Source organism: Streptococcus mitis (assembly GCF_003942685.1).
Taxonomy (GTDB): domain Bacteria; phylum Bacillota; class Bacilli; order Lactobacillales; family Streptococcaceae; genus Streptococcus; species Streptococcus mitis_CD.
Genome location: NZ_RJNR01000001.1, coordinates 186,262 through 206,838 on the forward strand (window position 1 = coordinate 186,262; position 20,577 = coordinate 206,838).

The following is a 20,577-nucleotide window of genomic DNA, read 5'->3' on the forward strand; positions in this document are numbered from 1 at the left end:
TGGTATAATACTTTTTAGAAAGAACATTTTAGAAAAGAGCATGCATATGATTGCACTAGAAGAAAAAGTTACAATTTTGCCAACTCTCTTCGTCGAGAAACGAGATGGGAGACGTGTTGTATTTGATGTGGATAAGATTGACAAGGCTCTCCACAAGGCGGCTGATAAGGTTATGGATGTGACACCCTTGGTCGAAAAACGCCTCAATGCTCTGACTGAGCGTATTGTCACAGAAATTCATAGTCGTTTTCCACAGGGGGTTAAGATTTATGAAATCCAAAATATCGTAGAACATGAACTCCTTGAAGCCAAAGAATATGCGCTAGCTGAGGAGTATATTACTTATCGGACACAGAGGGATTTTGAGCGCTCAAAAGCGACGGATATCAACTTTAGTATCCACAAACTTCTCAACAAAGACCAGGCAGTTGTCAATGAAAATGCTAATAAAGACAGCGATGTCTTTAATACCCAGCGTGATTTGACAGCGGGCATCGTTGGAAAATCAATCGGACTGCAAATGCTTCCTAAGCACGTAGCCAATGCCCACCAAAAAGGGGATATCCACTATCATGATTTGGATTATAGCCCCTACACACCTATGACCAACTGCTGTTTGATTGATTTTAAAGGTATGTTGGAAAATGGTTTTAAGATTGGGAATGCAGAGGTGGAAAGTCCTAAGTCTATCCAGACTGCAACAGCTCAGATTTCCCAAATCATTGCCAACGTTGCTTCTAGCCAGTATGGAGGCTGTTCAGCTGACCGTATCGATGAAGTCTTGGCTCCTTATGCAGAGAAGAATTATCAAAAACACCTCAAGGATGCGGAAGAGTGGGTTTTACCTGATAAACGAGAAGATTATGCATGGAAGAAAACCCAAAAAGACATCTACGATGCCATGCAATCTCTTGAGTATGAAATTAACACCCTCTTCACTTCAAATGGACAAACACCTTTTACTTCGCTCGGTTTTGGTTTAGGAACTAGTCGTTTCGAACGGGAAATTCAAAAAACTATCTTGACCATCCGAATCAAGGGGCTTGGTTCGGAGCATCGTACAGCCATCTTCCCTAAGCTCATCTTTACGCTTAAAAGAGGCCTTAACTTGGAAGAAGGGACTCCCAACTACGACATTAAGCAGTTGGCTCTTGAGTGCGCAACTAAACGGATGTATCCGGATGTCTTGTCCTATGATAAGATTATCGAGTTGACTGGTTCTTTCAAGGTTCCTATGGGCTGTCGTTCTTTTCTTCAAGGATGGAAGGATGAAAATGGTGTCGAGGTCAATTCAGGTCGCATGAATCTGGGCGTTGTGACGGTTAACCTGCCTCGTATTGCTCTTGAGTCTGAAGGTGATATGAATAAGTTCTGGGAAATCTTCAACGAGCGAATGAACATTGCGGAAGATGCTCTGGTTTATCGTGTCGAACGGACCAAGGAAGCGACACCAGCCAATGCTCCTATCCTTTATCAATACGGTGCTTTTGGCCATCGTCTAGGTAAAGAAGAAAATGTTGACCAGCTCTTTAAGAATCGTCGTGCGACAGTTTCGCTGGGTTACATCGGTTTGTACGAAGTAGCGACAGTTTTCTTTGGAAATAGCTGGGAACACAATCTAGAAGCTAAGGAATTTACGCTGGATATCATTCGCGATATGAAACGCCGTGTAGAAGAGTGGTCTGACCAATATGGCTACCATTTCTCTATCTACTCAACACCATCTGAAAGTTTGACAGACCGTTTCTGCCGACTAGATACAGAGAAGTTTGGTTCTATTCCTGATATTACAGACAAGGAATACTACACTAACTCTTTCCACTACGATGTTCGTAAAAATCCAACACCATTTGAAAAATTAGACTTTGAGAAAGTCTATCCAGAAGCAGGTGCGTCAGGTGGTTTCATCCATTATTGTGAGTATCCAGTCCTTCAGCAAAATCCTAAGGCTCTGGAAGCTGTTTGGGATTATGCCTATGACCGTGTGGGCTATCTTGGGACCAATACTCCAATAGACCGTTGCTACAAGTGTGACTTTGAAGGGGATTTTGAACCAACTGAGAGGGGCTTTGCTTGTCCTAACTGTGGCAATAGCGACCCTAAAACAGTAGACGTTGTTAAACGGACTTGTGGCTATCTTGGCAATCCTCAAGCCAGACCGATGGTCAACGGCCGTCACAAGGAAATCGCTGCGCGTGTCAAACATATGAATGGTTCAACGATTAAAGTAGCTGGCCATCAAGTAACAAATTAGAAAGAAATGAAATGGGAAAATATCAATTAGACGATAAGGGGCGCGCACAAGTGACCCGTTATCACGAGAAACACTCTAAAGGTGGAGCTGGTAAGAAAGAACGTTTGCTCAACCTCAGAGAACAATTTTTAAACAAGAACAAGAAAAAATAAAAGTGAGAGTCAACTCTCGCTTTTCTCTTAGTGGGAGGTAAGAATGGAACTACGAAGACCAATATTAGCAGATAAAGTAACAGTTTTAGAGATGATGGCAGAGTTTGAAAAATATCAGTCGCCTCACGACGGTGGTTTCTGGGATACAGAGAACTTTGTGTATGAAGAATGGTTGGAAATAAATATGCAAAAAGAGATGGGGATAAACTTGCCTGAAAATCGTGTTCCTTCTATTCAATTTGTATCATTTGATGATGTAGGTCGTGCTCTAGGATTTTTGAATCTGCGATTGAGACTGAATGAGGGGTTATTGAATTATGCTGGCCACATTGGCTACTCCATTCGTCCATCAGAAAGAGGCAAAGGTTATGCTAAAGAGACTCTCCGTCAGGGCTTGCAAGTTGCTAAGGAAAAGAACATCAAGAGAACGCTTGTGACCTGTAGCGTGAATAATCCTGCTAGCAGAGCAGTCATTTTAGCAAATGGTGGGCTCCTTGAGGATGTTCGTAATGGAGTCGAGCGTTATTGGATAGAGGTAGCGAATGAATAATCCAAAACCACAAGAATGGAAAAGCGAAGAACTCAGTCAAGGGCGGATTATTGATTACAAGGCCTTCAACTTTGTAGATGGAGAGGGTGTGCGTAACTCCCTCTATGTATCAGGTTGCATGTTTCACTGCGAGGGGTGTTATAATGTAGCGACCTGGTCCTTCAATGCTGGCATTCCCTATACAGCAGAATTAGAAAAACAGATCATGGCAGATCTCGCTCAACCTTATGTTCAAGGATTGACCTTGCTGGGAGGGGAGCCCTTTCTCAATACGGGAATTCTCTTGCCACTCGTTAAGCGGATTCGGAAGGAACTGCCAGATAAGGATATCTGGTCCTGGACGGGCTATACATGGGAAGAAATGATGTTGGAAACTCCAGATAAACTGGAACTCTTATCATTGATTGACATTCTTGTTGATGGACGATACGATCGAACTAAGCGCAATCTCATGCTACAGTTTCGAGGTTCTTCCAATCAACGAATTATCGATGTGCAAAAATCTCTCAAAAGTGGGCAAGTAGTGATTTGGGATAAGCTTAATGACGGAAAAGAAAGCTATGAACAGGTGAAGAGAGAGTAACTTTCTTCCATAAAATACTTAAATAAATGACCCGCCAAAAAAGAAAACAGTTTCATTGTAAAAAAACGAAAAAACAGCAACAAATCCCTTGCAATCGCAGGGGCTTTGTGTTATTCTATTATGGTGCTGTAAATTACAGCCTTAGCTTTGATGCAAGAGGTTGCGACACGCTCGGTTGCATTGCCACGCAACACCGCGTCGGTTTTCTTGTGGAGCTAGCCTATTATCTTAAATAGACGAAAAGGAGAAAAAGATGGCAAACAAAAAAATCCGTATCCGTTTGAAAGCTTACGAACACCGTACGCTTGATACTGCGGCTGCAAAAATCGTAGAATCAGCTACTCGTACAGGTGCACAAGTTGCGGGTCCAATCCCACTTCCAACTGAACGTAGCCTCTACACAATCATTCGTGCGACTCACAAATACAAAGACTCTCGCGAACAATTTGAAATGCGTACACACAAACGTTTGATCGATATTGTTAACCCAACTCAAAAAACAGTTGATGCGTTGATGAAATTGGATCTTCCAAGTGGTGTAAACGTAGAAATCAAACTTTAATCTAAAGCTTGATATCTTGAGCATAAAAAACGCTCGTTAAAAACTTTTTGAATAAAAATATAGAAAAGGAACTATTTTCTCATGACAAAAGGAATCTTAGGGAAAAAAGTGGGAATGACTCAAATCTTCACTGAAGCTGGCGAATTGATCCCTGTAACAGTTATTGAAGCAACTCCAAACGTTGTTCTTCAAGTTAAAACTGTTGAAACAGACGGATACAACGCTATCCAAGTTGGTTTCGATGACAAACGCGAAGTATTGAGCAACAAACCTGCTAAAGGACATGTAGCGAAAGCTAACACGGCTCCTAAGCGCTTCATTCGTGAATTCAAAAACGTTGAAGGCTTGGAAGTTGGTGCTGAAATCACAGTTGAAACATTCGCAGCTGGAGATGTTGTTGACGTAACTGGTACTTCTAAAGGTAAAGGTTTCCAAGGTGTTATCAAGCGCCACGGACAATCACGTGGACCAATGGCTCACGGTTCTCGTTACCACCGTCGTCCAGGTTCTATGGGACCTGTTGCACCTAACCGCGTATTCAAAGGTAAAAACCTTGCAGGACGTATGGGTGGCGACCGCGTAACAATTCAAAACCTTGAAGTTGTACAAGTTGTTCCAGAAAAGAACGTTATCCTTATCAAAGGTAACGTACCAGGTGCTAAGAAATCTCTTATCACTATCAAATCAGCAGTTAAAGCTGGTAAATAATAAGGAAAGGGGAATACAGTCAAAATGGCAAATGTAACATTATTCGACCAAACTGGTAAACAAGCGGGCGAAGTTGTTCTTAACGATGCAATCTTTGGTATCGAACCAAACCAATCTGTTGTGTTTGATGTGATCATCAGCCAACGTGCTAGCCTTCGTCAAGGAACTCACGCAGTTAAAAACCGCTCAGCTGTTTCAGGTGGCGGACGCAAACCATGGCGTCAAAAAGGAACTGGACGTGCTCGTCAAGGTTCTATCCGCTCTCCACAATGGCGTGGTGGTGGAATCGTCTTCGGACCAACTCCACGTAGCTATGCGTACAAACTTCCTCAAAAAGTTCGTCGCCTTGCGCTTAAATCTGTTTACTCAGAAAAAGTTGCTGAAAATAAATTTGTAGCCGTTGATTCTCTTGAATTTACAGCTCCAAAAACTGCTGAATTTGCAAAAGTTCTTGCAGCTTTGAGCATCGATTCTAAAGTCCTTGTTATTCTTGAAGAAGGAAACGAATTCGCAGCTCTCTCAGCTCGTAATCTTCCAAACGTGAAAGTTGCGACTGCTACAACTGCAAGTGTTCTTGACATCGCAAATAGTGACAAACTTCTTGTTACTCAAGCAGCTATCTCTAAAATCGAGGAGGTTCTTGCATAATGAATTTGTATGATGTTATCAAAAAACCTGTAATCACTGAAAGCTCAATGGCTCAACTTGAAGCAGGAAAATATGTATTTGAAGTTGACACTCGTGCACACAAACTTTTGATCAAGCAAGCTGTTGAAGCTGCTTTCGAAGGTGTTAAAGTTGCTAATGTTAACACAATCAACGTAAAACCAAAAGCTAAACGTGTTGGACGTTACACTGGTTTTACTAACAAAACTAAAAAAGCTATCATCACACTTACAGCTGATTCTAAAGCAATCGAGTTGTTTGCTGCTGAAGCTGAATAATCTAAGGAGGAAATATCGTGGGAATTCGTGTTTATAAACCAACAACAAACGGTCGCCGTAATATGACTTCTTTGGATTTCGCTGAAATCACAACAAGCACTCCTGAAAAATCATTGCTTGTTGCATTGAAGAGCAAGGCTGGTCGTAACAACAACGGTCGTATCACAGTTCGTCACCAAGGTGGTGGACACAAACGTTTCTACCGTTTGGTTGACTTCAAACGTAACAAAGACAACGTTGAAGCAGTTGTTAAAACAATCGAGTACGATCCAAACCGTTCTGCAAACATCGCTCTTGTACACTACACTGACGGTGTGAAAGCGTACATCATCGCTCCAAAAGGTCTTGAAGTTGGTCAACGTATCGTTTCAGGTCCAGAAGCAGATATCAAAGTCGGAAATGCTCTTCCACTTGCTAACATCCCAGTTGGTACTTTGATCCACAACATCGAGTTGAAACCAGGTCGTGGTGGTGAATTGGTACGTGCTGCTGGAGCATCTGCTCAAGTATTGGGTTCTGAAGGTAAATACGTTCTTGTTCGTCTTCAATCAGGTGAAGTTCGTATGATTCTTGGAACTTGTCGTGCTACAGTTGGTGTTGTCGGAAACGAACAACACGGACTTGTGAACCTTGGTAAAGCAGGACGTAGTCGTTGGAAAGGTATCCGCCCAACAGTTCGTGGTTCTGTAATGAACCCTAACGATCACCCACACGGTGGTGGTGAAGGTAAAGCACCAGTTGGTCGTAAAGCACCATCTACTCCATGGGGCAAACCTGCTCTTGGTCTTAAAACTCGTAACAAGAAAGCGAAATCTGACAAACTTATCGTTCGTCGTCGCAACGAGAAATAATATTAAACTAGTCGCTTAAGAAACTAGTAAATCCGCCAGCTCGGTAGCGCTCCATGTGAGCGCAAGCCGCTGTGGTACAACATTTAAAGGAGAAAATATAAAAATGGGACGCAGTCTTAAAAAAGGACCTTTCGTCGATGAGCATTTGATGAAAAAAGTTGAAGCTCAAGCTAACGACGAAAAGAAAAAAGTTATTAAAACTTGGTCACGTCGTTCAACGATCTTCCCAAGTTTCATTGGTTACACTATTGCAGTTTATGACGGTCGTAAACACGTACCTGTTTACATCCAAGAAGACATGGTAGGTCACAAACTTGGTGAATTTGCACCAACTCGTACTTACAAAGGTCACGCTGCAGACGACAAGAAAACACGTAGAAAATAAGGAGAACATAAATGGCAGAAATTACTTCAGCTAAAGCAATGGCTCGTACAGTACGTGTTTCACCTCGTAAATCACGTCTTGTTCTTGATAACATCCGTGGTAAAAGCGTAGCCGATGCAATCGCAATCTTGACATTCACTCCAAACAAAGCTGCTGAAATCATCTTGAAAGTTTTGAACTCAGCTGTAGCTAACGCTGAAAACAACTTTGGTTTGGATAAAGCTAACTTGGTAGTATCTGAAGCATTCGCAAACGAAGGACCAACTATGAAACGTTTCCGTCCACGTGCGAAAGGTTCAGCTTCACCAATTAACAAACGTACAGCTCACATCACTGTAGCTGTTGCAGAAAAATAAGGAGGTAAAATCGTGGGTCAAAAAGTACATCCAATTGGTATGCGTGTCGGCATCATCCGTGATTGGGATGCCAAATGGTATGCTGAAAAAGAATACGCGGATTACCTTCATGAAGATCTTGCAATCCGTAAATTCGTTCAAAAAGAACTTGCTGACGCAGCAGTTTCAACTATCGAAATTGAACGCGCAGTAAACAAAGTTAACGTTTCACTTCACACTGCTAAACCAGGTATGGTTATCGGTAAAGGTGGTGCTAACGTTGATGCACTCCGTGCAAAACTTAACAAATTGACTGGAAAACAAGTACACATCAACATCATCGAAATCAAACAACCTGATTTGGATGCTCACCTTGTAGGTGAAGGAATTGCTCGTCAATTGGAGCAACGTGTTGCTTTCCGTCGTGCACAAAAACAAGCAATCCAACGTGCAATGCGTGCTGGAGCTAAAGGAATCAAAACTCAAGTATCAGGTCGTTTGAACGGTGCAGATATCGCCCGTGCTGAAGGATACTCTGAAGGAACTGTTCCACTTCACACACTTCGTGCAGATATCGATTACGCTTGGGAAGAAGCAGATACTACATACGGTAAACTTGGTGTTAAAGTATGGATCTACCGTGGTGAAGTTCTTCCAGCTCGCAAAAACACTAAAGGAGGTAAATAACCAATGTTAGTACCTAAACGTGTTAAACACCGTCGTGAATTCCGTGGAAAAATGCGCGGTGAAGCAAAAGGTGGAAAAGAAGTAGCATTCGGTGAATACGGTCTTCAAGCTACAACTAGCCACTGGATCACTAACCGCCAAATCGAAGCTGCTCGTATCGCCATGACTCGTTACATGAAACGTGGTGGTAAAGTTTGGATTAAAATCTTCCCACACAAATCATACACTGCTAAAGCTATCGGTGTGCGTATGGGATCTGGTAAAGGGGCACCTGAAGGTTGGGTAGCACCAGTTAAACGTGGTAAAGTGATGTTCGAAATCGCTGGTGTATCTGAAGAGATCGCTCGCGAAGCGCTTCGTCTTGCTAGCCACAAATTGCCAGTTAAATGTAAATTCGTAAAACGTGAAGCAGAATAAGGAGAAGGCATGAAACTTAATGAAGTAAAAGAATTTGTTAAAGAACTTCGTGGTCTTTCTCAAGAAGAACTCGCGAAGCGCGAAAACGAATTGAAAAAAGAATTGTTTGAACTTCGTTTCCAAGCTGCTACTGGTCAATTGGAACAAACAGCTCGCTTGAAAGAAGTTAAAAAACAAATCGCTCGTATCAAAACAGTTCAATCTGAAGCGAAATAATAGACTAGGGAAGGAGAAATTTCAATGGAACGCAATAATCGTAAAGTTCTTGTTGGACGTGTTGTATCTGACAAAATGGACAAGACAATCACAGTTGTAGTTGAAACAAAACGTAACCACCCAGTCTATGGTAAACGTATTAACTACTCTAAAAAATACAAAGCTCATGATGAAAACAATGTTGCCAAAGAAGGCGATATCGTACGTATCATGGAAACTCGTCCGCTTTCAGCTACAAAACGTTTCCGTCTTGTAGAAGTTGTTGAAGAAGCGGTCATCATCTAATCAAACCTGAAAGGAGAAAACTGAAATGATTCAAACAGAAACTCGTTTGAAAGTCGCAGACAACAGCGGTGCTCGCGAAATCTTGACTATCAAAGTTCTTGGTGGTTCAGGACGTAAATTTGCAAACATCGGTGATGTTATCGTGGCATCTGTAAAACAAGCTACTCCTGGTGGTGCGGTTAAAAAAGGTGACGTTGTTAAAGCAGTTATCGTTCGTACTAAATCAGGTGCTCGTCGTGCTGATGGTTCATACATCAAGTTTGACGAAAACGCAGCAGTTATCATCCGTGAAGACAAAACTCCTCGCGGAACACGTATCTTTGGCCCAGTTGCACGTGAATTGCGTGAAGGTGGCTTCATGAAGATCGTGTCACTTGCTCCAGAAGTACTTTAATTTTTAGAAACAAACTAGTCCCCTGGATTTACCTCCAGGGTGCCCTTATGGGCGTAAGAAAAATCAAGGAGAAACCTAATGTTTGTAAAAAAAGGCGACAAAGTTCGCGTAATCGCTGGTAAAGATAAGGGAACAGAAGCTGTTGTCCTTACTGCCCTTCCAAAAGTAAACAAAGTTATCGTTGAAGGTGTTAACATCGTTAAGAAACACCAACGTCCAACTAACGAGCTTCCTCAAGGTGGTATCATCGAGAAAGAAGCAGCTATCCACGTATCAAACGTTCAAGTTTTGGACAAAAATGGTGTAGCTGGTCGTGTTGGTTACAAATTTGTAGACGGTAAAAAAGTTCGCTACAACAAAAAATCAGGCGAAGTGCTTGATTAATCACGAAGGAAAGGAGAAGTATAATGGCAAATCGTTTAAAAGAAAAATATCTTAATGAAGTAGTTCCTGCTTTGACAGAACAATTCAACTACTCATCAGTGATGGCTGTGCCTAAAGTAGATAAGATCGTTTTGAACATGGGTGTTGGTGAAGCTGTATCAAACGCTAAAAGCCTTGAAAAAGCTGCTGAAGAATTGGCACTTATCTCAGGTCAAAAACCACTTATCACTAAAGCTAAAAAATCAATCGCCGGCTTCCGTCTTCGTGAAGGTGTTGCGATCGGTGCAAAAGTTACCCTTCGTGGTGAACGTATGTACGAATTCTTGGATAAATTGGTTTCAGTTTCACTTCCACGTGTACGTGACTTCCACGGTGTTCCAACAAAATCATTTGATGGACGCGGAAACTACACACTTGGTGTGAAAGAACAATTGATCTTCCCAGAAATCAACTTCGATGACGTTGACAAAACTCGTGGTCTTGACATCGTTATCGTAACAACTGCTAACACTGACGAAGAGTCACGTGCATTGCTTACAGGCCTTGGAATGCCTTTTGCAAAATAATATAGGAGGTAAATCTAATGGCTAAAAAATCAATGATTGCTAAGAACAAACGTCCAGCGAAGTTCTCTACTCAAGCTTATACTCGTTGTGAAAAATGTGGTCGTCCACATTCAGTTTACCGCAAATTTAAACTTTGCCGTGTTTGCTTCCGTGAATTAGCTTACAAAGGACAAATTCCTGGTGTAACAAAAGCATCTTGGTAATTTAAGATATCAAGGGCGTCAAAACTCTAAGTGAAAATAGGAAACTTGACGAAGAAACTGAAGTTTCTAGGAAAGTTTATCTTTTTCACACAGAGTTTAGCCCGGGTTCAGTTGGGCTTGCCAATTTGAACACGAGCTACAGCTTTTGCAAAAAAGACCAATTTTCTTTGGAGCATCGCTCCTGCATCAAATTGCCTATTTTTGCTAGTGCTGTTACGCTCTTTGTATCATGTATTAACTAGCAAGTGCAACTTGCAAACTACTAGTAAGAGGAGAAAAATAAAATGGTTATGACTGACCCAATCGCAGACTTCCTAACTCGTATTCGTAACGCTAACCAAGCTAAACACGAAGTACTTGAAGTACCTGCATCAAACATCAAAAAAGGGATTGCTGAAATCCTCAAACGCGAGGGTTTTGTAAAAAACGTTGAAATCATCGAAGATGACAAACAAGGCATCATCCGTGTATTCCTTAAATACGGACCAAACGGTGAAAAAGTTATCACTAACTTGAAACGTGTTTCTAAACCAGGACTTCGTGTCTACAAAAAACGTGAAGACCTTCCAAAAGTTCTTAACGGACTTGGAATTGCTATCCTTTCAACTTCTGAAGGTTTGCTTACTGATAAAGAAGCACGCCAAAAGAATGTTGGTGGGGAAGTTATCGCTTACGTTTGGTAATTGATGATGTGAGAGCGTTAAAAGAATGCAGTGAAAATAGGAAGTTTGTAGCAGGAGCGATGCTTCAAGACAAACTTATCTTTTTCACCAAATTCTTAGCTCGAACTCAAATCAAGATACAAAGCTCGTAAAGAACAAAGCAAAATTAGGAAGTTGGAGAAGTTTGTTTACAAACAAGCCAACTTATCTATTTTGCACAGTTCTTAGAGCGTGTTCAATTTAGCTATTGAACTCAATAAGTATCTGAACCCCGTGAAAACTGGCCATTCTGGCCTGACAATTTAACAGGAGAAAATAAATATGTCACGTATTGGTAATAAAGTTATCGTGTTGCCTGCTGGTGTTGAAATCACTAACAATGACAACGTTGTAACTGTAAAAGGACCTAAAGGAGAACTTACTCGTGAGTTCTCAAAAGATATTGAAATCCGTGTGGAAGGTACTGAAGTAACTCTTCACCGTCCAAACGATTCAAAAGAAATGAAAACTATCCACGGAACTACTCGTGCCCTTTTGAACAACATGGTTGTTGGTGTATCAGAAGGATTCAAGAAAGAACTTGAAATGCGCGGGGTTGGTTACCGTGCACAACTTCAAGGATCTAAACTTGTTTTGGCTGTTGGTAAATCTCATCCAGACGAAGTTGAAGCTCCAGAAGGAATTACTTTTGAACTTCCAAACCCAACAACAATTGTTGTTAGCGGAATTTCAAAAGAAGTAGTTGGGCAAACAGCTGCTTACGTACGTAGCCTTCGTTCACCAGAACCATATAAAGGTAAAGGTATCCGTTACGTTGGTGAATTTGTTCGCCGTAAAGAAGGTAAAACAGGTAAATAATGTTGAGTGGTTGATTCTCAACCACCAACCTATTTTCCAACTTTGTGCATAGCACACGATTTAAAACTAAAGAGGTGAAAACTGTGATTTCAAAACCAGATAAAAACAAACTCCGCCAAAAACGCCACCGTCGCGTTCGCGGAAAACTCTCTGGAACTGCTGATCGCCCACGTTTGAACGTATTCCGTTCTAATACAGGCATCTACGCTCAAGTGATTGATGACGTAGCGGGTGTAACGCTCGCAAGTGCTTCAACTCTTGACAAAGAAGTTTCAAAAGGAACTAAAACTGAACAAGCCGTTGCTGTCGGTAAACTCGTTGCAGAACGTGCAAACGCTAAAGGTATTTCAGAAGTGGTGTTCGACCGCGGTGGATATCTATATCACGGACGTGTGAAAGCTTTGGCTGATGCAGCTCGTGAAAACGGATTGAAATTCTAATAGGAGGACACTAGAAAATGGCATTTAAAGACAATGCAGTTGAATTAGAAGAACGCGTAGTTGCTGTCAACCGTGTTACAAAAGTTGTTAAAGGTGGACGTCGTCTTCGTTTCGCAGCTCTTGTTGTTGTTGGTGACCACAACGGTCGCGTAGGATTTGGTACTGGTAAAGCTCAAGAAGTTCCAGAAGCAATCCGTAAAGCAGTAGATGATGCTAAGAAAAACTTGATTGAAGTTCCTATGGTTGGAACAACAATCCCACACGAAGTTCTTTCAGAATTCGGTGGAGCTAAAGTATTGTTGAAACCTGCTGTAGAAGGTTCTGGAGTAGCCGCTGGTGGTGCAGTTCGTGCCGTTGTGGAATTGGCAGGTGTGGCAGATATTACATCTAAATCACTTGGTTCTAACACTCCAATCAACATTGTTCGTGCAACTGTTGAAGGTTTGAAACAATTGAAACGCGCTGAAGAAGTTGCTGCCCTTCGTGGTATTTCAGTTTCTGATTTGGCATAAGAAAGGGGATAAAATGGCTCAAATTAAAATTACTTTGACTAAGTCTCCAATCGGACGCATTCCATCACAACGTAAAACTGTTGTAGCACTTGGACTTGGCAAATTGAACAGCTCTGTTATTAAAGAAGATAACGCTGCTATCCGTGGTATGATCACAGCAGTATCTCACTTGGTAACAGTTGAAGAAGTAAACTAATGAATTTTTAGGGGATGTGCACTATACCATCCCCTAAAACTAGATATAGTCATCTATGATGACGTCGTATAGGCGAGTTGATGGGGGAGACAACCTTTTCTCCCTTATCGGCGCTAGCATTTTACAAAAGAGGAGAAAATAGAAATGAAACTTCATGAATTGAAACCTGCAGAAGGTTCTCGTAAAGTACGTAACCGCGTTGGTCGTGGTACTTCATCAGGTAACGGTAAAACATCTGGTCGTGGTCAAAAAGGTCAAAAAGCTCGTAGCGGTGGCGGAGTTCGCCTTGGTTTTGAAGGTGGACAAACTCCATTGTTCCGTCGTCTTCCAAAACGTGGATTCACTAACATCAACGCTAAAGAATACGCAATTGTGAACCTTGACCAATTGAACGTCTTTGAAGATGGTGCTGAAGTTACTCCAGTTGTTCTTATCGAAGCAGGAATTGTTAAAGCTGAAAAATCAGGTATTAAAATTCTTGGTAACGGTGAGTTGACTAAGAAATTGACTGTGAAAGCAGCTAAATTCTCTAAATCAGCTGAAGAAGCTATCACTGCTAAAGGTGGTTCAGTAGAAGTCATCTAAGAGAGGTGACCTATGTTTTTTAAATTATTAAGAGAAGCTCTTAAAGTCAAGCAAGTTCGATCAAAAATTTTATTCACAATTTTTATCGTTTTGGTCTTTCGTATCGGAACTAGCATTACAGTTCCTGGTGTGAATGCCAATAGCTTGAATGCTTTAAGTGGATTATCCTTCTTAAACATGTTGAGCTTGGTCTCAGGGAATGCCATGAAAAACTTCTCAGTTTTTGCTCTTGGTGTCAGTCCCTACATTACGGCCTCTATCGTTGTCCAACTCTTGCAAATGGATATTTTACCCAAATTTGTAGAGTGGGGTAAACAAGGGGAAGTAGGTCGAAGAAAATTAAATCAAGCTACTCGTTATATTGCTCTAGTTCTTGCTTTTGTGCAATCTATCGGGATTACAGCTGGTTTTAATACTTTGGCTGGAGCTCAATTGTTGAAAACAGCTCTTACTCCACAAGTCTTTATCATGATTGGTATCATCTTAACAGCTGGTAGTATGATTGTGACTTGGTTGGGAGAGCAGATTACAGATAAGGGATACGGAAATGGTGTTTCTATGATTATCTTTGCCGGGATTGTTGCCTCAATTCCAGAGATGATTCAGGGCATCTATGTGGACTACTTTGTGAACGTTCCAAGTGACCGTATCAACTCATCTATTATTTTTGTAATCATTTTGATTATTACTGTATTGTTGATCATTTACTTTACGACTTATGTTCAACAAGCAGAATACAAAATTCCAATCCAATATACTAAGGTTGCGCAAGGTGCTCCATCTAGCTCTTACCTTCCATTGAAGGTAAACCCTGCTGGAGTTATCCCTGTTATCTTCGCAAGTTCGATTACTGCGGCGCCAGCAGCTATTCTACAGTTTTTAAGCGCTACAGGTCATGATTGGGCCTGGGTAAGAACAGCACAAGAAATGCTGGCAACAACTTCACCAACTGGTATTGCTATGTATGCTTTATTGATTATTCTCTTTACATTCTTCTATACGTTTGTACAGATTAATCCTGAAAAAGCGGCAGAAAACCTACAAAAGAGCGGTGCCTATATCCACGGAGTTCGTCCTGGTAAAGGTACAGAAGAATATATGTCTAAACTTCTTCGTCGTCTTGCAACTGTTGGTTCTCTCTTCCTTGGTGTGATTTCTATTTTACCGATCGTAGCAAAAGATGTTTTTGGACTTTCAGAAGCAGTTGCTTTTGGAGGAACAAGTCTTTTGATCATTATCTCTACAGGTATTGAAGGAATCAAACAATTGGAAGGTTACCTATTGAAACGTAAGTATGTTGGTTTCATGGACAGAACAGAATAAAAGTATTTACAGAATCAGTAAATGCTGAGGGAGTGGAGGTTTAACTCTAACATTAGTGAGAGTTTGGTCTCCCCTCTTCTATTTTGTTTTTAAATAGGGGTGAAAAGACTTTTTACTTCTATTTAAAAATAAAATAAGGAGATCAAATCATGAATCTTTTGATTATGGGCTTACCTGGTGCAGGTAAGGGAACTCAAGCAGCAAAAATCGTAGAACAATTCCATGTTGCACATATCTCAACTGGTGATATGTTCCGCGCTGCTATGGCAAATCAAACTGAAATGGGTGTTCTTGCTAAGTCATACATTGACAAGGGTGAATTGGTTCCTGACGAAGTGACAAATGGAATCGTAAAAGAACGTCTTTCACAAGATGATATTAAAGAAACAGGATTCTTGTTGGATGGTTACCCGCGTACAATCGAACAAGCTCATGCCTTGGACAAAACATTGGCTGAACTTGGCATTGAACTAGAAGGTGTCATCAACATTAAAGTGAATCCAGATAGCCTCTTGGAACGTTTGAGTGGCCGTATCATCCACCGCGTAACTGGAGAAACTTTCCACAAGGTCTTTAATCCACCAGTTGACTATAAAGAAGAAGATTACTACCAACGTGAAGATGATAAGCCTGAGACAGTAAAACGTCGTTTGGACGTTAATATTGCTCAAGGAGAACCAATCATTGCTCACTACCGTGCTAAAGGTTTGGTTCATGACATCGAAGGTAATCAAGATATCAATGATGTCTTTTCAGATATCGAAAAAGTATTGACAAATTTGAAATAAAGCGTTTTTCACACTTGCAAAAATCCGCTACAAATGTTATACTGAGATAGTCTGACTTATAATTGTTGTCTCTGTGTCTAGAGGCATCGAATCGAAATTTATGGAGGTGCTTTTGCGTGGCAAAAGACGATGTGATTGAAGTTGAAGGCAAAGTAGTTGATACAATGCCGAATGCAATGTTTACGGTTGAACTTGAAAATGGACATCAGATTTTAGCAACAGTTTCTGGTAAAATTCGTAAAAACTATATTCGTATTTTAGCGGGAGATCGTGTTACTGTCGAAATGAGTCCATATGACTTGACACGTGGACGTATCACTTACCGCTTTAAATAATCGAAAAACTTGGAGGGATAAGAAATGAAAGTAAGACCATCGGTCAAACCAATTTGCGAATACTGTAAAGTTATTCGTCGTAATGGTCGTGTTATGGTGATTTGCCCAGCAAATCCAAAACACAAACAACGTCAAGGATAAGATAGAAAGGAGAAAACATGGCTCGTATTGCTGGAGTTGACATTCCAAATGACAAACGTGTAGTAATCTCATTGACTTATGTTTATGGTATCGGACTTGCAACATCTAAGAAAATTTTGGCTGCTGCTGGAATCTCAGAAGATGTTCGTGTACGTGATCTTACATCAGATCAAGAAGATGCTATCCGTCGTGAAGTGGATGCAATCAAAGTTGAAGGTGACCTTCGTCGTGAAGTAAACTTGAACATCAAACGTTTGATGGAAATCGGTTCATACCGTGGTATCCGTCACCGTCGTGGACTTCCTGTCCGTGGACAAAACACTAAAAACAACGCTCGCACTCGTAAAGGCAAAGCTGTTGCGATTGCTGGTAAGAAAAAATAATATAGGAGGTAAAAGTCTTGGCTAAACCAACACGTAAACGTCGTGTGAAAAAGAATATCGAATCTGGTATTGCTCATATTCACGCTACATTTAATAACACTATTGTTATGATTACTGATGTGCATGGTAATGCAATTGCTTGGTCATCAGCTGGTGCTCTTGGTTTCAAAGGTTCTCGTAAATCTACACCATTCGCTGCTCAAATGGCTTCTGAAGCTGCTGCTAAATCTGCACAAGAACACGGTCTTAAATCAGTTGAAGTTACTGTAAAAGGTCCAGGTTCTGGTCGTGAGTCAGCTATTCGTGCGCTTGCTGCCGCTGGTCTTGAAGTAACAGCAATTCGTGATGTGACTCCAGTGCCACACAATGGTGCTCGTCCTCCAAAACGTCGCCGTGTATAATCATCGCATTACACTGCTTTTCGTTTAAGAGGGAGTAACTAAATGATCGAGTTTGAAAAACCAAATATAACAAAAATTGATGAAAATAAAGATTATGGCAAGTTTGTAATCGAACCACTTGAACGTGGCTACGGTACAACTCTTGGTAACTCTCTTCGTCGTGTACTTCTAGCTTCTCTACCAGGAGCAGCTGTGACATCTATCAATATTGATGGTGTGTTACATGAATTTGACACAGTTCCAGGTGTTCGTGAAGACGTGATGCAAATCATTCTGAACATTAAAGGAATTGCAGTGAAATCGTACGTTGAAGACGAAAAAATCATCGAACTGGATGTTGAAGGTCCTGCTGAAGTAACAGCTGGTGACATTTTGACAGATAGCGATATTGAAATTGTAAATCCAGATCATTATCTCTTTACAATCGGTGAAGGTTCTTCCCTAAAAGCGACTATGACTGTTAACAGTGGTCGTGGATATGTACCTGCTGATGAAAATAAAAAAGATAATGCACCAGTTGGGACACTTGCTGTAGATTCTATTTATACACCAGTTACCAAAGTCAACTATCAAGTGGAACCTGCTCGTGTAGGTAGCAACGATGGTTTTGACAAATTAACCCTTGAAATCTTGACAAATGGAACAATTATTCCAGAAGATGCTTTAGGGCTTTCAGCACGTATTTTGACAGAACATCTTGATTTGTTTACAAATCTTACTGAGATTGCTAAGTCAACTGAAGTGATGAAAGAAGCTGATACTGAATCTGACGATCGTATTTTGGATCGTACGATTGAGGAACTGGACTTGTCTGTGCGTTCATACAACTGTTTGAAACGTGCCGGTATCAATACTGTGCATGATTTGACAGAAAAATCTGAAGCAGAGATGATGAAAGTACGAAATCTTGGACGCAAGAGTTTGGAAGAAGTGAAACTCAAACTCATTGATTTGGGTCTTGGATTAAAAGATAAATAAAGGAGGAATACATGGCTTACCGTAAACTAGGACGCACTAGCTCACAACGTAAAGCAATGCTTCGCGATTTGACAACTGACCTTTTGATCAACGAATCAATCGTGACAACTGAAGCTCGTGCTAAAGAAATCCGTAAAACTGTTGAAAAAATGATTACTCTAGGTAAACGTGGTGATTTGCATGCACGTCGTCAAGCAGCTGCTTTCGTACGTAATGAAATCGCATCTGAAAACTATGATGAAGCAACTGATAAGTACACTTCTACTACAGCACTTCAAAAATTGTTCTCAGAAATCGCACCTCGTTATGCTGAACGTAACGGTGGATACACTCGTATCCTTAAAACTGAACCACGTCGTGGTGATGCAGCGCCAATGGCGATCATCGAATTAGTATAAAATCATCAATTTTGTTGAGTGTTATGATGATGGAGTCTTGTGCTCTTAGTCTAGCTCTGGTCTACCGCTAGGATTTCGGTCCTAGCGGGAACACTCATCATAAGTTGGGATAGTAGACGCTTGTTTACGAAATTGTTTTTTTCTTAAGAACAACTTCGTAAGCAGGCGTTTTTGAGTATTTTAGTTAGAATTATGCTATACTATTTGAAAAGAATCCTGTTTAATGTTCAGGTTTCTTATTATAAGAAGAATTGGAGTTTGCTTATGAAAGCGATTATAACTGTTGTTGGTAAAGATAAATCTGGAATTGTTGCAGGTGTTTCTGGAAAAATTGCAGAATTGGGTTTGAATATAGACGATATCTCTCAAACTGTCTTGGATGAATATTTCACGATGATGGCTGTCGTCTCTAGTGATAAAAAGCAAGATTTTACCTATCTTCGTAATGAATTTGAAGCTTTTGGGCAAACTTTGAATGTGAAAATCAATATTCAGAGTGCAGCGATTTTCGAAGCTATGTATAATATCTAGGAGGTTATCATGGATATTAGACAAGTTACTGAAACCATTGCCATGATTGAGGAGCAAAACTTCGATATCAGAACTATTACCATGGGGATTTCTCTATTAGACTGTATCGATCCAGATATCAATCGTGCTGCGGAGAAAATTTATCAAAAGATTACGACCAAGGCGGCTAATTTAGTGGCTGTTGGCGATGAAATTGCAGCTGAGTTGGGAATTCCTATCGTTAATAAGCGTGTATCGGTGACTCCTATTTCTCTGATTGGAGCAGCGACAGATGCGACGGACTATGTAGTTTTAGCAAAAGCGCTTGATAAGGCTGCGAAAGAGATTGGTGTGGACTTTATTGGTGGTTTCTCTGCCTTGGTACAAAAAGGGTATCAAAAGGGAGATGAGATTCTAATCAATTCTATTCCTCGTGCTTTGGCTGAAACGGATAAGGTTTGCTCGTCAGTTAATATTGGCTCAACCAAGTCTGGTATTAATATGACGGCTGTAGCAGATATGGGACGAGTTATTAAGGAAACGGCTAATCTATCAGATATGGGGGCAGCTAAGTTGGTTGTATTCGCTAATGCTGTTGAGGACAATCCATTTATGGCGGGTGCTTTTCATGGTGTTGGGGAGGCAGATGTTATCATCAATGTCGGAGTTTCTGGTCCTGGTGTGGTGAAACGTGCCTTGGAAAAAGTTCGTGGACAGAGCTTTGATGTAGTAGCCGAAACAGTTAAGAAAACTGCCTTTAAAATCACTCGTATCGGTCAATTGGTTGGTCAGATGGCTAGTGAAAGACTGGGTGTGGAGTTTGGTATTGTGGACTTGAGTTTGGCGCCAACTCCTGCGGTTGGAGATTCTGTAGCACGTGTCCTAGAAGAAATGGGACTAGAGACAGTTGGTACGCATGGAACGACGGCTGCCTTGGCTCTCTTGAACGATCAAGTTAAGAAGGGCGGAGTTATGGCCTGCAACCAAGTTGGTGGTTTGTCTGGTGCCTTTATCCCTGTTTCAGAGGATGAAGGAATGATTGCTGCAGTGCAAAATGGCTCTCTTAATTTGGAAAAACTAGAAGCTATGACGGCTATCTGTTCCGTTGGTTTGGATATGATTGCCATTCCAGAGGATACACCTGCTGAAACCATTGCGGCTATGATTGCGGATGAGGCTGCAATTGGTGTCATTAACATGAAAACAACAGCTGTTCGTATCATTCCAAAAGGAAAAGAAGGCGATATGATTGAGTTTGGTGGTCTATTAGGAACTGCACCTGTTATGAAGGTCAATGGGGCTTCGTCTGTTGATTTCATCTCTCGTGGAGGACAAATCCCAGCACCAATTCATAGTTTTAAAAATTAAGAAAATAGGAGAAATTTTAAGTTCTATTTAAGGTTGGATGTGTATATTATAATCATTAAATAAAGACCTCCTAATATTATTTGAAACAGATAACTCTGATTTAGTTTGAATTTGATTTTCATCTAATATCTTTATTTAATAGAACTCCTAAACTTTTTCATAATAATCTCCTGCAAAAGTCGCCTGTATGGGTGGCTTTTGTTTTATCATCCATGATATAATA

At 40.9% G+C, this 20,577-nt stretch carries 35 protein-coding genes; all 35 read left to right on the forward strand.

Annotation, left to right across the window (positions count from 1 at the left end; translation table 11 throughout):
• Positions 1–46 precede the first annotated feature (46 nt).
• The 35 genes from nrdD to D8855_RS01080 all read left to right on the forward strand — a co-directional run bounded on the left by nrdD (position 47) and on the right by D8855_RS01080 (position 20,354).
• A complete protein-coding gene (gene nrdD, locus D8855_RS00910) occupies positions 47–2,254 on the forward strand; it encodes an anaerobic ribonucleoside-triphosphate reductase (protein WP_049487405.1) in 2,208 nt (735 codons plus the stop codon).
• Positions 2,255–2,265: 11 nt separating this feature from the next.
• Complete coding sequence (locus tag D8855_RS00915) at positions 2,266–2,406, forward strand: hypothetical protein (RefSeq protein ID WP_000521618.1); 141 nt, start codon at positions 2,266–2,268, stop codon at positions 2,404–2,406.
• A 43-nt stretch (positions 2,407–2,449) separates the two neighbouring features.
• Positions 2,450–2,956 carry a GNAT family N-acetyltransferase gene (locus D8855_RS00920; RefSeq protein WP_049487406.1) on the forward strand — a complete coding sequence of 169 codons (507 nt, stop codon included), beginning with the start codon at positions 2,450–2,452 and terminating at the stop codon, positions 2,954–2,956.
• A complete protein-coding gene (gene nrdG, locus D8855_RS00925) occupies positions 2,949–3,539 on the forward strand; it encodes an anaerobic ribonucleoside-triphosphate reductase activating protein (RefSeq protein ID WP_004269749.1) in 591 nt (196 codons plus the stop codon). Before D8855_RS00920 ends, nrdG begins: the two co-directional genes overlap by 8 nt.
• Before the next feature lie 253 nt (positions 3,540–3,792).
• Positions 3,793–4,101: a 30S ribosomal protein S10 gene (gene rpsJ, locus D8855_RS00930; RefSeq protein WP_001284513.1), complete on the forward strand. Its 309-nt coding sequence runs from the start codon at positions 3,793–3,795 to the stop codon at positions 4,099–4,101.
• An 81-nt stretch (positions 4,102–4,182) separates the two neighbouring features.
• A complete protein-coding gene (gene rplC / locus D8855_RS00935; RefSeq protein WP_000160197.1) occupies positions 4,183–4,809 on the forward strand; it encodes a 50S ribosomal protein L3 in 627 nt (208 codons plus the stop codon).
• Between the two features lie 24 nt (positions 4,810–4,833).
• The gene (rplD, locus tag D8855_RS00940; RefSeq protein ID WP_000024549.1) at positions 4,834–5,457 is read left to right on the forward strand and encodes a 50S ribosomal protein L4; all 624 of its coding nucleotides are present in this window, start codon (positions 4,834–4,836) and stop codon (positions 5,455–5,457) included.
• Positions 5,457–5,753: a 50S ribosomal protein L23 gene (locus tag D8855_RS00945; RefSeq protein WP_001055347.1), complete on the forward strand. Its 297-nt coding sequence runs from the start codon at positions 5,457–5,459 to the stop codon at positions 5,751–5,753. The genes rplD and D8855_RS00945 overlap by 1 nt, the downstream gene beginning before the upstream one ends.
• 17 nt (positions 5,754–5,770) lie before the next feature.
• Complete coding sequence (rplB, locus tag D8855_RS00950) at positions 5,771–6,604, forward strand: 50S ribosomal protein L2 (protein WP_000512911.1); 834 nt, start codon at positions 5,771–5,773, stop codon at positions 6,602–6,604.
• Positions 6,605–6,707: 103 nt separating this feature from the next.
• A complete protein-coding gene (gene rpsS / locus D8855_RS00955; RefSeq protein WP_000533766.1) occupies positions 6,708–6,989 on the forward strand; it encodes a 30S ribosomal protein S19 in 282 nt (93 codons plus the stop codon).
• Positions 6,990–7,000: 11 nt separating this feature from the next.
• Positions 7,001–7,345, forward strand: coding sequence for a 50S ribosomal protein L22 (rplV, locus tag D8855_RS00960; RefSeq protein WP_000818137.1), 345 nt, complete (start codon positions 7,001–7,003; stop codon positions 7,343–7,345).
• A gap of 12 nt (positions 7,346–7,357) precedes the next feature.
• Positions 7,358–8,011 (forward strand): 30S ribosomal protein S3, encoded by a 654-nt coding sequence (gene rpsC, locus D8855_RS00965; RefSeq protein ID WP_000529936.1) that lies wholly within the window; start codon positions 7,358–7,360, stop codon positions 8,009–8,011.
• 3 nt (positions 8,012–8,014) lie between these two features.
• Positions 8,015–8,428: a 50S ribosomal protein L16 gene (rplP, locus tag D8855_RS00970; RefSeq protein WP_000960946.1), complete on the forward strand. Its 414-nt coding sequence runs from the start codon at positions 8,015–8,017 to the stop codon at positions 8,426–8,428.
• A 9-nt stretch (positions 8,429–8,437) separates the two neighbouring features.
• Positions 8,438–8,644: a 50S ribosomal protein L29 gene (gene rpmC / locus D8855_RS00975; RefSeq protein WP_000772918.1), complete on the forward strand. Its 207-nt coding sequence runs from the start codon at positions 8,438–8,440 to the stop codon at positions 8,642–8,644.
• 24 nt (positions 8,645–8,668) lie between these two features.
• Entirely contained in the window at positions 8,669–8,929 is a 261-nt protein-coding gene (gene rpsQ / locus D8855_RS00980; RefSeq protein ID WP_000440801.1) for a 30S ribosomal protein S17, read from the forward strand.
• A gap of 25 nt (positions 8,930–8,954) precedes the next feature.
• A complete protein-coding gene (rplN, locus tag D8855_RS00985; protein WP_000616545.1) occupies positions 8,955–9,323 on the forward strand; it encodes a 50S ribosomal protein L14 in 369 nt (122 codons plus the stop codon).
• A gap of 78 nt (positions 9,324–9,401) precedes the next feature.
• Positions 9,402–9,707 carry a 50S ribosomal protein L24 gene (gene rplX / locus D8855_RS00990; RefSeq protein WP_000497691.1) on the forward strand — a complete coding sequence of 102 codons (306 nt, stop codon included), beginning with the start codon at positions 9,402–9,404 and terminating at the stop codon, positions 9,705–9,707.
• A 23-nt stretch (positions 9,708–9,730) separates the two neighbouring features.
• Entirely contained in the window at positions 9,731–10,273 is a 543-nt protein-coding gene (rplE, locus tag D8855_RS00995; protein ID WP_000013542.1) for a 50S ribosomal protein L5, read from the forward strand.
• Between the two features lie 17 nt (positions 10,274–10,290).
• Positions 10,291–10,476: a type Z 30S ribosomal protein S14 gene (locus D8855_RS01000; RefSeq protein WP_001085697.1), complete on the forward strand. Its 186-nt coding sequence runs from the start codon at positions 10,291–10,293 to the stop codon at positions 10,474–10,476.
• Positions 10,477–10,760: 284 nt separating this feature from the next.
• Positions 10,761–11,159: a 30S ribosomal protein S8 gene (gene rpsH, locus D8855_RS01005; protein WP_000245504.1), complete on the forward strand. Its 399-nt coding sequence runs from the start codon at positions 10,761–10,763 to the stop codon at positions 11,157–11,159.
• Positions 11,160–11,459: 300 nt separating this feature from the next.
• Positions 11,460–11,996 (forward strand): 50S ribosomal protein L6, encoded by a 537-nt coding sequence (gene rplF, locus D8855_RS01010; protein ID WP_000086626.1) that lies wholly within the window; start codon positions 11,460–11,462, stop codon positions 11,994–11,996.
• A gap of 83 nt (positions 11,997–12,079) precedes the next feature.
• The gene (rplR, locus tag D8855_RS01015) at positions 12,080–12,436 is read left to right on the forward strand and encodes a 50S ribosomal protein L18 (protein ID WP_000624044.1); all 357 of its coding nucleotides are present in this window, start codon (positions 12,080–12,082) and stop codon (positions 12,434–12,436) included.
• 17 nt (positions 12,437–12,453) lie between these two features.
• Positions 12,454–12,948 carry a 30S ribosomal protein S5 gene (gene rpsE, locus D8855_RS01020; RefSeq protein WP_000874202.1) on the forward strand — a complete coding sequence of 165 codons (495 nt, stop codon included), beginning with the start codon at positions 12,454–12,456 and terminating at the stop codon, positions 12,946–12,948.
• Between the two features lie 13 nt (positions 12,949–12,961).
• Positions 12,962–13,144 (forward strand): 50S ribosomal protein L30, encoded by a 183-nt coding sequence (rpmD, locus tag D8855_RS01025; protein WP_000057241.1) that lies wholly within the window; start codon positions 12,962–12,964, stop codon positions 13,142–13,144.
• Between the two features lie 144 nt (positions 13,145–13,288).
• Entirely contained in the window at positions 13,289–13,729 is a 441-nt protein-coding gene (rplO, locus tag D8855_RS01030; protein ID WP_000766087.1) for a 50S ribosomal protein L15, read from the forward strand.
• 12 nt (positions 13,730–13,741) lie between these two features.
• Positions 13,742–15,052, forward strand: coding sequence for a preprotein translocase subunit SecY (secY, locus tag D8855_RS01035; protein WP_000465402.1), 1,311 nt, complete (start codon positions 13,742–13,744; stop codon positions 15,050–15,052).
• A 149-nt stretch (positions 15,053–15,201) separates the two neighbouring features.
• A complete protein-coding gene (locus tag D8855_RS01040) occupies positions 15,202–15,840 on the forward strand; it encodes an adenylate kinase (RefSeq protein WP_049552540.1) in 639 nt (212 codons plus the stop codon).
• A gap of 116 nt (positions 15,841–15,956) precedes the next feature.
• Positions 15,957–16,175, forward strand: coding sequence for a translation initiation factor IF-1 (gene infA / locus D8855_RS01045; protein WP_001029883.1), 219 nt, complete (start codon positions 15,957–15,959; stop codon positions 16,173–16,175).
• A 24-nt stretch (positions 16,176–16,199) separates the two neighbouring features.
• Positions 16,200–16,316: a 50S ribosomal protein L36 gene (gene rpmJ, locus D8855_RS01050; protein ID WP_001808836.1), complete on the forward strand. Its 117-nt coding sequence runs from the start codon at positions 16,200–16,202 to the stop codon at positions 16,314–16,316.
• A gap of 17 nt (positions 16,317–16,333) precedes the next feature.
• Complete coding sequence (gene rpsM / locus D8855_RS01055) at positions 16,334–16,699, forward strand: 30S ribosomal protein S13 (RefSeq protein WP_000090781.1); 366 nt, start codon at positions 16,334–16,336, stop codon at positions 16,697–16,699.
• Between the two features lie 17 nt (positions 16,700–16,716).
• A complete protein-coding gene (gene rpsK, locus D8855_RS01060; protein WP_001118385.1) occupies positions 16,717–17,100 on the forward strand; it encodes a 30S ribosomal protein S11 in 384 nt (127 codons plus the stop codon).
• A gap of 42 nt (positions 17,101–17,142) precedes the next feature.
• The gene (locus D8855_RS01065; RefSeq protein ID WP_000568988.1) at positions 17,143–18,078 is read left to right on the forward strand and encodes a DNA-directed RNA polymerase subunit alpha; all 936 of its coding nucleotides are present in this window, start codon (positions 17,143–17,145) and stop codon (positions 18,076–18,078) included.
• An 11-nt stretch (positions 18,079–18,089) separates the two neighbouring features.
• On the forward strand, positions 18,090–18,476 hold the full coding sequence (rplQ, locus tag D8855_RS01070) for a 50S ribosomal protein L17 (protein ID WP_000331493.1): 387 nt from the start codon (positions 18,090–18,092) through the stop codon (positions 18,474–18,476).
• A 264-nt stretch (positions 18,477–18,740) separates the two neighbouring features.
• Complete coding sequence (locus D8855_RS01075; RefSeq protein WP_000644130.1) at positions 18,741–19,007, forward strand: ACT domain-containing protein; 267 nt, start codon at positions 18,741–18,743, stop codon at positions 19,005–19,007.
• Positions 19,008–19,016: 9 nt separating this feature from the next.
• Complete coding sequence (locus tag D8855_RS01080) at positions 19,017–20,354, forward strand: PFL family protein (RefSeq protein ID WP_000354901.1); 1,338 nt, start codon at positions 19,017–19,019, stop codon at positions 20,352–20,354.
• The last annotated feature ends 223 nt before the right edge of the window (positions 20,355–20,577 follow it).